Annotated in this window: 11 protein-coding genes and 1 tRNA gene; 6 read left to right on the forward strand and 6 right to left on the reverse strand. The window is 68.6% G+C overall.

Annotation, left to right across the window (positions count from 1 at the left end; translation table 11 throughout):
• Window positions 1-9 precede the first annotated feature (9 nt).
• Entirely contained in the window at window positions 10-219 is a 210-nt protein-coding gene (locus ACFYUV_RS26550) for a hypothetical protein (RefSeq protein ID WP_352365768.1), read from the forward strand.
• Here the strand turns inward: ACFYUV_RS26550 and ACFYUV_RS26555 are convergent, their stop codons facing one another.
• The 3 genes from ACFYUV_RS26555 to ACFYUV_RS26565 are packed head-to-tail and all read right to left on the reverse strand — an operon-like array spanning window position 220 to window position 2,335.
• Window positions 220-678, reverse strand: a complete 459-nt coding sequence (locus ACFYUV_RS26555; protein ID WP_352365766.1) for a MaoC family dehydratase — start codon at window positions 676-678, stop codon at window positions 220-222. It lies immediately after the preceding gene.
• Between the two features lie 11 nt (window positions 679-689).
• On the reverse strand, window positions 690-1,853 hold the full coding sequence (locus tag ACFYUV_RS26560) for a TolB family protein (RefSeq protein ID WP_387672168.1): 1,164 nt from the start codon (window positions 1,851-1,853) through the stop codon (window positions 690-692).
• Window positions 1,850-2,335: a SigE family RNA polymerase sigma factor gene (locus tag ACFYUV_RS26565; RefSeq protein ID WP_387672171.1), complete on the reverse strand. Its 486-nt coding sequence runs from the start codon at window positions 2,333-2,335 to the stop codon at window positions 1,850-1,852. Before ACFYUV_RS26565 ends, ACFYUV_RS26560 begins: the two co-directional genes overlap by 4 nt.
• Before the next feature lie 220 nt (window positions 2,336-2,555).
• Here ACFYUV_RS26565 and ACFYUV_RS26570 point away from each other — a divergent pair, with 220 nt between their 5' ends.
• The gene (locus tag ACFYUV_RS26570) at window positions 2,556-3,737 is read left to right on the forward strand and encodes an ATP-binding protein (RefSeq protein WP_352318114.1); all 1,182 of its coding nucleotides are present in this window, start codon (window positions 2,556-2,558) and stop codon (window positions 3,735-3,737) included.
• Between the two features lie 103 nt (window positions 3,738-3,840).
• Here ACFYUV_RS26570 and ACFYUV_RS26575 read toward each other — a convergent pair whose 3' ends face one another.
• Both ACFYUV_RS26575 and ACFYUV_RS26580 read right to left on the reverse strand, forming a co-directional pair.
• Window positions 3,841-4,656, reverse strand: a complete 816-nt coding sequence (locus ACFYUV_RS26575; RefSeq protein ID WP_387672174.1) for a MauE/DoxX family redox-associated membrane protein — start codon at window positions 4,654-4,656, stop codon at window positions 3,841-3,843.
• Window positions 4,653-5,600 carry a hypothetical protein gene (locus ACFYUV_RS26580; RefSeq protein WP_387672177.1) on the reverse strand — a complete coding sequence of 316 codons (948 nt, stop codon included), beginning with the start codon at window positions 5,598-5,600 and terminating at the stop codon, window positions 4,653-4,655. Before ACFYUV_RS26580 ends, ACFYUV_RS26575 begins: the two co-directional genes overlap by 4 nt.
• Before the next feature lie 215 nt (window positions 5,601-5,815).
• On the opposite strand from ACFYUV_RS26580, the gene ACFYUV_RS26585 reads away from it, so the two are divergent.
• On the forward strand, window positions 5,816-6,346 hold the full coding sequence (locus tag ACFYUV_RS26585; RefSeq protein WP_358290809.1) for a SigE family RNA polymerase sigma factor: 531 nt from the start codon (window positions 5,816-5,818) through the stop codon (window positions 6,344-6,346).
• Window positions 6,347-6,360: 14 nt separating this feature from the next.
• Here ACFYUV_RS26585 and ACFYUV_RS26590 read toward each other — a convergent pair whose 3' ends face one another.
• Entirely contained in the window at window positions 6,361-6,852 is a 492-nt protein-coding gene (locus ACFYUV_RS26590) for a MarR family winged helix-turn-helix transcriptional regulator (RefSeq protein WP_387672181.1), read from the reverse strand.
• Between the two features lie 94 nt (window positions 6,853-6,946).
• On the opposite strand from ACFYUV_RS26590, the gene ACFYUV_RS26595 reads away from it, so the two are divergent.
• The 3 genes from ACFYUV_RS26595 (at window position 6,947) to ACFYUV_RS26605 (ending at window position 9,319) form a co-directional block, all read left to right on the forward strand.
• Complete coding sequence (locus ACFYUV_RS26595) at window positions 6,947-7,507, forward strand: YceI family protein (protein WP_352318104.1); 561 nt, start codon at window positions 6,947-6,949, stop codon at window positions 7,505-7,507.
• A gap of 164 nt (window positions 7,508-7,671) precedes the next feature.
• Window positions 7,672-7,760: transfer RNA gene (locus tag ACFYUV_RS26600), tRNA-Ser, on the forward strand.
• A gap of 1,058 nt (window positions 7,761-8,818) precedes the next feature.
• Window positions 8,819-9,319 (forward strand): hypothetical protein, encoded by a 501-nt coding sequence (locus ACFYUV_RS26605; RefSeq protein ID WP_387672184.1) that lies wholly within the window; start codon window positions 8,819-8,821, stop codon window positions 9,317-9,319.
• Window positions 9,320-9,730 lie beyond the last annotated feature (411 nt).

The raw sequence follows: 9,730 nt of genomic DNA on the forward strand, positions 1-9,730 counted from the left end.
CGGTTGTGCGTGTACGCCACCGTGGCGCTGCTGGCCTGGCTGCTCGGGCCGTGGGCGGTGCTCGGCTTCGCGGCGCTGGGGTTCGCCGGGTACTGGAAGGCGCGGCGGGCCGGGCTGACCCGGAGCAAATGCCTGCTCAGGGACACCCGGCTCGTGCTGGCCTATCTCGGGCTGATCGGGCTCGCCGCGGTGGTGGGAATCGTCCTGTCGCTGCGGTGATCAGCTCGCGGGGACGTACAGGATGAGCGACTCGGCGATGCAGGCCGGCCGGCGCTCGCCCTCGATCTCGATCGTCATCTTCAGGTTGGCCAGATAGCCGGCCGGGGTGCCCTTGACGTCGGTGAGCTCGCCCACGGCCCTGACCCGTGCGCCCACGGGCACCGGCCGGGGGAAACGGACCTTGTTCAGCCCGTAGTTGACGCCCATCGCGATGCCCTCGACGCGCACCATCTCGAACATGAACGTCGGCAGCAGCGACAGGGTCAGGAAGCCGTGGGCGATCGTGCCGCCGAAGGGCCCCTCCTTGGCGCGCTCCACGTCCACGTGGATCCACTGGTGGTCGTCGGTGGCGTCGGCGAAGAGGCCGACCTGCTCCTGGGTGACGGTGCGCCACTCGGTCGGGCTGAACGTCTCGCCCACGGCCGCCTTGAGTTCCTGTACGTTCGCGAAGGTCCGCATGGCCACGAACGCTATTGCGCGGGCGGGACGGCTGCCAAGTTGAGCAACCGGTACTCCTTCCCCGAGACCATCCAGAAGACGATCGTGCTGGGCTCGGCGGACATGTCGTCGCCCCACCAGATCCCGGGCCGCTCGAACGTCACCAGCGCGCCGGTCGCGAGGTCGTACACCTCGCCGTTGGACACCGCGAAGCGGTCGAGAGCCGGGTAGTCGGCGAGCCGGGGCGCGAGGCCGAGCCCCTGGGGCTCGATCGCGCCGGTCCCGTCGGCCCGCTGCAGGTACGAGCGCCCGCCCTGGGCTCCCCAGCACCAGAACGGCCCGCACCGCAGCGTCACGACGTCCCGGGGGGCGACGACGCGCACGGTGTGGGGGTCGCCGGACAGGTCCACGACCTTGGTCTGGACCTTCTGCGAGTCGTCCGCGTCCGTGGCCCACGGCCATCTGATGAGGTGCAGGCCCTCGCTGCCGGGGATCAGCCGCGGCGCTTCGCCGCCTGCGAGCGGCATCCACCACACGCCTCCGCCGCCCTCCGACCAGATGATCCGGTCACCGTTGACGGCGATGCGCTCGATCCGGAGGTGCTCGCCCGTCATCGCGGCGACCCGCCGGGGCGCGCCGCCCGCGAGCGGGGCCGTCCAGATCTCGCGTACGGGGGTGCCGTCGTCGCGGAGGGCCTTCACGTACCAGGCGAGGTTCGTCCCGTCGAACGCCGGCGGCTGGGGCAGGTACGTCCTCATGCCGGGAGGGACCGTCAGGCCGGCGAGCTCGCGGAACGTCCGGGTGACCGTGTCGTACACCTCGAACAGGCGGAACGTGTCCTCCCTGGGGCCGGTGGCGACCAGGATCCGCGTGGCGTCGAACGCGGTGAGCGGGAAGCGCCGCCATCCGTCCGGCCCTTGCGCGGGCATCGTGGTGACCGCCTGCGGCCACGCCCGTTCCAGGGGCACGACCTGCGGGGCGGCGACGGGCCGCGGCGCCTCCTCCCGTCCGTTCCCGGTGGTGAGCGTGACGGCCGCGATCACCGCCGCCACCGCCGTCGCGGCGGCCAGCCCCTGTGTACGCCGCCTGCGCCGTCGCCGTCTGCGCGCCGCCACCCCGCCGAGCAGCCTGGACGGTTCCGGCGCACGGTCCGCCGCCGCCCGCAGGGCCTCCGTCAGGTCGTCCTCGCTCCTCATGTTCGTCCCTTCTCGAACAGCCCTGGCCTGATGCGCAACGTCTGGAGCGCCCGGAACGCCTGGCTGCGGACGGTTCCGCGGGAGATGCCGAGGATGTCGGCGATCTCCTGGTCCGACAGGTCCTCGTAGTACCGCAGCACCAGGACGACCCGCTGCCTGCGCGGCAGCGTCGCCAGCTCCCGCCACAGCTCGCCGGAGGAGTGGCTGTCGGTGTACGCCCCCTCGGGCACCTCGCCCGTGAGCTGCTCCCTGCGCCGCCGGCGCCACCAGCTCACGTGCTGCCGCGCCATGATCGTGCGGACGTAGGACTCCGGGTTGTCCTTGTTGCGCACCTTGCGCCAGGTGTCCCCGAGCTTGAGCAGCGCCTCCTGGACGAGGTCGGCGGCGTCGTCCGGATTCCCGGTGAGCACGTATCCGTACCGGAGCAGGGCTGCGCCACGCGCTTGCACGAACTCCTCGAACTCCACAACACCCAGACGCACGGGCGTCCCGGACTGTTGCAAAGATCTTTTACTCGAAACCATCGCATGCATGTTCGAGTCCGCGCTACAGTTCTGGGTATCGAAATCGAACAAGGGTTCGGCCTGGTGAGAGGGGGTGTGTCCGATGACGATGCTCGCCACAGCTCCCGCTCGGACACGCCGTAGCACTTTCTTCCCAAATCTAAGACGGCCGCTATATCCGGCAATAAAGTCCGAGAGCGTGGACCCTGTGCGCAATCCCTACGCCCCCGGCGCCGGGCAGCGTCCGCCGGAGCTGGCCGGGCGCGACCGTGAGCTGCAGCAGTTCGAAGTGGTGCTGGAGCGGGTCGCCCGAGGCCGCCCCGAGCGCAGCATGGTCGTCACCGGCCTGCGCGGCGTCGGCAAGACCGTCCTGCTCAACACGTTCAAGTCCATGGCCATGCAGCGGCTGTGGGGCACGGGCAAGATCGAGGCCCGGCCCGACCAGTCGATCCGGCGTCCCGTGGCGGCCGCCCTGCACATGGCCATCCGCGAGCTGGCGCCGCGCCACCGCGCGCCCGAGCGCATCGAGGAGTTCCTCGGCGTGCTGAAGGCGTTCGCGATGCGCGACCCGTCCGCGGCCAAGGGCACCTCCCACTGGTCGCCCGGCATCGAGGTGCCCGCCAGCCGCGGGCGCGCCGACTCGGGCGACCTGGAGATCGACCTCACCGAGCTGTTCGTCGACGCCGCCGGCGTGGCGACCGACCTCGGCGTGGGCATCGCGCTGTTCATCGACGAGATGCAGGACGTGCAGTCCGCCGACGTCTCCGCGCTCTGCGCCGCCTGCCACGAGCTGTCCCAGTCGGGCGGGCCGCTGATCGTGGTGGGCGCCGGGTTGCCGCACCTGCCGAGCGTGCTGTCGGCCAGCAAGAGCTATTCCGAACGGCTCTTCCGCTACGCGCGCATCGACAAGCTCGACCGTGAGGCCGCCGACCTGGCGCTGATCCTGCCCGCGCGGGAGGAGAAGGTCGAGTTCACCCAAGAGGCCCTCGACGCGCTCTACGAGGCCGCCGACGGCTATCCCTACTTCGTCCAGGCGTACGGCAAGGTCGCCTGGGACCTCGCGCTGCGCAGCCCGATCACCCTCGACGACGTCAAGGTGTCCGCGCCCGAGGCCGAGGAGGAGCTCGCCGTGGGCTTCTTCGGCAGCCGCTACGAGCGGGCCACCCCCGCCGAGCGCGACTACATGCACGCCATGGCCCAGATCGGCGACGAGCCGGTCGCCACCGCCGACGTGGCCGACGCCCTCGGGCGGAAGCCGTCCAGCCTCTCGCCCGCCCGCGACAGTCTGATCAAGAAAGGGCTCATCTACAGCGCCGAACGCGGTCTGATCGCGTTCACGGTGCCGCACTTCGGAAGGTTCCTGCGGGCTCAACCCATTTGAGCGCCGCCCCTAGACCTCTATTGGGCTGTCTAGTGGGGAAGCTAGACAGCCCAATAGAGCTGTATCGCCATGCCCGGATAGAGAAATCTAGGGCTCTCTAGCGTCATGCCGATACGGACGTATATTCCGGCAGAGAATCGCTGTCGTCGCTGCTCACGACCGCCACGCGCACCGCCGGACGCCGTCCGCTCAGGTAGACCGCGAAGACCACGTCGTCGTGGTCGTGGCCGGTGAAGACGAAGAAGCGCCAGCACAGCTCGCGCCAGCTGTCGTACGGTTCGGACGAGGTCAGCGCCTCCCGGTACGTCCGCCACGGGCCGCTGGACCTGAGCCTGGAGAGCATCACCTGCTCGGCGGGGCCGGGGCGCTGCTCGCAGGGGGCGCGGTACCGTACCCGATCGATCAGCTCCTCGATCTCGGGGGAGAGCAGCGCGATCACCGCCACCCCCGCGGCCGTGAACCAGGTCGGATGGGTCATCGCCGCCCAGCCCGACGCCGGCGCGGCCACCGACAACGCCGACATCCCGGTCAGCACGACCGTCCGGCCGATCGAGCGCATGCCGACCGGCGCCGAGCTGACCTCGCCGAAGCAGCCGCATCCCGCGTCCGGACGTCGCCTGCGCAGCTCGATCAGCACGTACGTGGACAGAGCGAAGAAGCAGACCGTCCCCCACCTGAAGATCGGCGCGGTGGTGGCCAGCAGCCCGACGGCGAGCACCAGCTCGCCCGCCGCGCAGACCAGCAGCGAGGGCGCCCGCATCCGGCCGGGCATGAGCACGGCCGGGCCCAGCCTGGACAGGGCGCCCGGCTCCCCGCCCCCGCGGACCGTGACCACCTTCGCGCCGGTGCCCATGACCAGCAGCACGATCAGGATCGGCAGCTGCGATTCCAGCACGCCCGTCTCCAGCACGTCCGTCACCCCAATCCGATCTGAGCGTTGAAGCAGCCTTTGATCAACTCGCCGCCCAGCTCGACGAACGAGGCCGGCGACAGCTCGGCGACCCGGCCGCGCGGCGAGGTCTCGCACTCGACGCAGCGATCGCAGAACCGCCCGGCCAGGCATCCGCAGGCGACCACCGGCAGGTTGGCCGTGCGGCCGGCGCAGGTGTTCCTGATCTGCAGCAGCGAGCCGATGGCGAGGTAGGGCAGGCCGGCGCAGGAGAGCCCGGCGTCGGGGCAGCCGGTGTCCACGCGTTCCAGCATCGGGTACGCCGCGCCGCGCTCCTCCTCGTCGAACGTGTCGGACCAGGTGGCGGTGCCGGAGATGCGCGCCTGCGCCCCGGCGTAGGCCGGCGGCGGAGCCGGGACGCTGCCCGACCGGTGGGCGGGCTGCGAGGTCGCCGGCAGCAGCGCCAGGGCGGAGCCGTCGCGCCTGATCCCGATCGCGTCGAACAGGTAGCCCGGCTCGAACTTCGGATGCCGCACCTGCAGCCGTCCGGTGGCCGGGTAGGGGATGACGATCGTGCGGGGGCCGCGGTGGGGGCCGCAGTCGAGCTCGACCGTCAGCTCCCCGCGCCCCTCGATCGAGACGATCGTGCCGGTGAGGCGCGTGGTGTCGGCCCAGATCCGCTCGACCACGCGGCCTTCGCGCAACGTGCGCATGAGCACCATGGAGCCCACCGGGAGGTCCGCGGGCGCGATCTCCGCGCCGTGCCAGGCCGTGGCCCAAGGGGCGATCACCAGCCGCTCCTCGGTGCCTTCTGGGGTCTCGATGGCGATGAGATGCGGGCTCACGTCAAGGATCTCGCCGGTGACGGCGCATAAAGGCGCGCCGTCGGCCGGGTCGGGGCCGGCGATGCCCGGGGCGCGGCCCAGCGCGGCGGCCGCGAGCAGTCTGCGGCGATCGACGTTCGGATAGCCCATCCGCCCTCCCTCGTCAGGTACTAGGTTCACATGACTCCGGAGCGGCTCGTGCCGCGGCGAACAGATGGGAGCAAAATACGCATCCCCGGGGAAGGTAGCTGACACCCGCCTTCGAACAATCTGCCACCGACCTTGACTGACCTTTGTCTTCGTCGGGCCGAAACCTGAATTGTGGCTCAGTCGCAAAAGGGCATCAGGCTGCGATTCTGGCCACGATGCAGACCACCGGGTGGGAAGAGGAGTTCCGCGAGTACGTCATGGCCCGCGGTCCCGCGCTGCTGCGCGCCGCCCGTCAGCTCACCGGGCATCCGCTGGACGCGGAGGACCTGTTGCAGAGCGCCCTGGCCAAGACGTACCTGGCGTGGGGCAAGATCGAGGACCGGGGGGCGCTGGACGGGTACGTCCGCCGGGCGATGGTCAACATCAACATCTCGCAGTGGCGGCGGCGCAAGCTGGAGGAGTACCCGTCGGACGATCTGCCCGAGGTGGCCACGGCGGACCCGCCGGCCTGCGGGGAGGTGCACGAGCTGCTGGAACAGGCGCTGGAGGGGCTGCCCGAACGGATGCGGGCCGCGATCGTGCTGCGGTACTACGAGGACATGACCGAGCCGGAGATCGCCAGGACGCTCGGGATCAGCGTCGGCACGGTCAAGAGCACGGTGTCGCGGGCGATGGGCAAGCTCAGGAGCGCCTTGGGGATCCCCTCGGACGCGGGAGGGCCGGGGGTCCCGGAGACGTCCTCGTAGGAGCGCTCCAAGGATCAGTTGAGCGAGGGGGTGGTCTCCTCGGCGCCGGCGGTCGCGCAAGGGCGGACGACGTCTCTGATCTTGCGGAGCGTCTGCAGGAACGCGGTGAGCTCGTCCTGGCTCAGCAGGCCGGTGAAGGTGTCCTCGATGTCCTGAAGGTGCTGGGGGAGGACGCTCGCCAGCCGGTCGCGGCCCTCGTCCGTGAGCGCGGCGTAGGAGGCCCTGCGGTCGGTGGCGCACGCCTGCCTGGTCACCAGGCCCTCGCGTTCGAGCCGGTCGACGACCCTGGTCACGCCGCTGGTGGACAGGCCCGTCTGGGCGGCCAGGTCGGTCATCCGCAGCGCCTGCCGCGGTGATCGGGCCAGGCGGATGACGGTCTCGAAGTCGATGCCCGACAGCCCAGCCGCGCTGAAGACTGGCTGCATCCGGGCCGTCAGACCTGCGTGAACCTCGGCGAGCAGGCCCATCGCCGTCAGCCTGGGGTCATCGATGTGCTTCACGTCCATACTTTAACCGACGTTAGTTGACTCGCGGAATATTCCTCGTGTAGACATTTGTTGCCGCAGACATCCGCACAGCAACGTTCCCAAGGAGAACCCGATGAGCACCCGCACCTGGGAGTCCCTGACCATCCCCGCCGCCGGCACGTACAACCTCGACGTGGCCCACACCCGCATCGGGTTCGTGGTCAAGCACATGATGGTGAGCAAGGTCCGCGGCCGCTTCGGCGACTTCAGCGGCACCGTGACGATCGCGGAGAACCCGCTGGAGTCCACGGCCGAGCTGACGATCAAGACCGCCAGCATCGACACCGGCGTCGGCGACCGCGACGGCCACCTGCGCAGCGACGACTTCCTCGCCGTGGACAAGTTCCCCGAGATCACCTTCCGCAGCACCCGCGTGGTCGGCCACTCCGGCGACGAGTTCACCGTCGTCGGCGACCTGACCATCCGCGACGTCACCAAGGAGGTCGAGCTCACGGTCGAGTACGGCGGCGCCGGCACCAACCCCTGGGGCAACTCGGTCTGGGGCTTCTCCATCAACACCGAGTTCGACCGCGAGGAGTTCGGCCTGACCTGGAACCAGACCCTGGAGGCCGGCGGTGTGCTCGTGGGCAAGAAGGTCAAGATCGAGATCGAGGGCGAGGCGAACCCCGCCTGAGCTGGGTTATCCACACCCCGGAAGCCCGCCCTGGCATGGGGCGGGCTTCATCCACAGGTGGTTACCCACAGGCTGTTGATAACTCTTGGTGAAGGCACGACGCGCAACCGCTTTGCCGCCTCGGCAGAAGGCCGGTACGCTGTGCTGAGCCGCGATGGCTTCCAGGAGGATTCGCCTAGTCAGGTCTATGGCGCCGCACTGCTAATGCGGTTTGGTGGCAACACCATCCGGGGTTCAAATCCCCGATCCTCCGCAGGTGAAAGGCCCTCTCCCCGAACTCGGGGGGAGGGCCTTTCGATCTTTCCGGGCGTCGTAGTTGCAGTGCTAGTTGCAACGGCTCTCCCCAGAGAGCCGAGGCGAGTCGTTCCCTGGCATCGCGCATCAGCGGTGTGGATACGTGGGTGTACCGCTCAGTGGTGATCACGCGGGTGTGGCCAGGACCTGTTGAACGACATGGATGTTCACACCCTGCTCATGGCGGCGCATGGACGCGGACCTCCCGAACGCCGGCTTGCTTGAGGAAGGCTTCTCACATCCTCCAGTCGTCGGTGCGCTCGATGGGTGTGCCGTGCGTGGATATGCACCCCAGGGCATGATCCTCTCAGCGCACTACGTCCCCGCTCGGCACCTTGGATCTCGCGGTGCGCCTTGAGCTGGGCGAGGAGCTCGGGCGGGCGCTGGAGAGTGAGCTTGCTCTTGCGCTGACGGAAGACGGGCCATCGCCCGTTCGCTTGGGGCACTTGTCCGCATGGCTGGCGCAGTCCTTGAGGCAGGGCCGCTTGTGATGAGCGTGGCCTGCTTGGGCGCAGTCCGGGCGGAGATATCCCGCCTGCAGTCCCCGTATGGGGGAGTTCGAGCTCAACCTGATCAGCCGCGCCGAGCGGGGTGCCCGCACCCTGTGCGGTTCCTACACCCGCCTGAACTCCACACGCGGGTTGAAAGTGCACTGCACAGCCGCCTGTCGCGCAGGGCGAGGCCCTCGAAGACCGGACCGATTCGCCAGCCGAAAGTCACTGGAGTTCGGCGACTTCGGGCTAGGACCCAGCGCCAAAGACGGCTGGGCCAACAAGAAGAGTGCCTACCTTGGTGATGCGTGATGTGACTACCGTCAGTTGAATAACTGTAGCGGCCTGGCCACTAGGTGAAGAGATAGACGGCGCCCATGGTCGAGTCATGGCTGGTCTGTGTGGTTCGGTGGAAACACGGACAGGAGAGCCGTGCCGGCGTCGAAGGCGTGCACCTTGCAGTGATCACCGAGGTCGCGCGACTGGGCTTCGGGTCCGAAGAACGCCCCAGCGGTCAGAAGCAGGCATGCCGTCCAATGCTGTGGACGAAGCGGTCCGCCGGATTGCCGCGAACGTAACGACGGAAGGTTGGCAGGCTACGCTCGCCAAGGAAGGCTCTGATCTTCTCGGCAGGAGTCTTTGGGCGGAGGTTCAGGCGTCGAAGCGCCGAGGTTGTGATCCCCTTGCGGCGGCTGCGCGGAGGCTCCTGGAAGCGAAGGAGCAGGCTCACGAACTGGTTGCCGACGCACTGGTGGGCAAGCCCGCCGCTGACCGGGCAGGGGCCTGCCTGGTGGAAATCCTCCGAAACTACGCGAAGAAAATCCCGATCCCAGGCGAAGAAGTTCTGGCGATGTCAGCTCAGGCGCTACGGATCATGGGAATCTACTTCTGTACGGCCGCCGGCATCCTCAATCAGTGTAAGTGCCTTGAGGATCTGGCCGAAAGCGTCGCGAAGGCACAGCTCGAAGAGGTGCTGAAAGTGGGCCTGGGTGGGTGGGCCGACAAGGTGCCGACTGGTCGGATGTAGATCATCGGCAGCGTGATCGACGCCGATGCCGGGTTGCAGTTCGGGTTGCAGTTCATTCGTGCTCCAACTCGTCCCAGGACGACTGCCCAACCATGTTGGTCCAGGTGGGACGGAACGACACGATCTCGCCTCTATCTGCCGAGGCGGTCCGGTGGCAAAACCGTCCGGGGCTCAAATTCCCGATCTCCGCCAGGCGAAAGGTCCTTCCTCGATCTTCGGGGAAGGACCTCCTTCGATCCCTGCGGGGATGTGGGTCGCAGTTCGGTCGTCATCCCCAGAGCACCGCGCCCATGAGGTCGCTGGCGTCCTTCATCTGAGTGAGTGTTTGAGATCAGCGATCTTCATTAGTCGCAGACGATTCTGGCTTGTCGCCGAGCGGGGCCCATGCGGGTGAGACGGCGGGCCATACCC

This window comes from Nonomuraea sp. NPDC003560, from assembly GCF_042878785.1.
GTDB lineage: Bacteria > Actinomycetota > Actinomycetes > Streptosporangiales > Streptosporangiaceae > Nonomuraea.

Excerpts from the sequence above, each read along its gene's own strand:
- ACFYUV_RS26555 (WP_352365766.1), bottom strand. The coding sequence starts at position 678 with ATGCGGACCTTCGCGAACGTACAGGAACTCAAGGCGGCCGTGGGCGAG.
- ACFYUV_RS26560 (WP_387672168.1), bottom strand. The coding sequence starts at position 1,853 with ATGAGGAGCGAGGACGACCTGACGGAGGCCCTGCGGGCGGCGGCGGAC.
- ACFYUV_RS26580 (WP_387672177.1), bottom strand. The coding sequence starts at position 5,600 with ATGGGCTATCCGAACGTCGATCGCCGCAGACTGCTCGCGGCCGCCGCG.
- ACFYUV_RS26585 (WP_358290809.1), top strand. The coding sequence starts at position 5,816 with ATGCAGACCACCGGGTGGGAAGAGGAGTTCCGCGAGTACGTCATGGCC.
- ACFYUV_RS26590 (WP_387672181.1), bottom strand. The coding sequence starts at position 6,852 with ATGGACGTGAAGCACATCGATGACCCCAGGCTGACGGCGATGGGCCTG.
- ACFYUV_RS26595 (WP_352318104.1), top strand. The coding sequence starts at position 6,947 with ATGAGCACCCGCACCTGGGAGTCCCTGACCATCCCCGCCGCCGGCACG.
- ACFYUV_RS26605 (WP_387672184.1), top strand. The coding sequence starts at position 8,819 with ATGCCGTCCAATGCTGTGGACGAAGCGGTCCGCCGGATTGCCGCGAAC.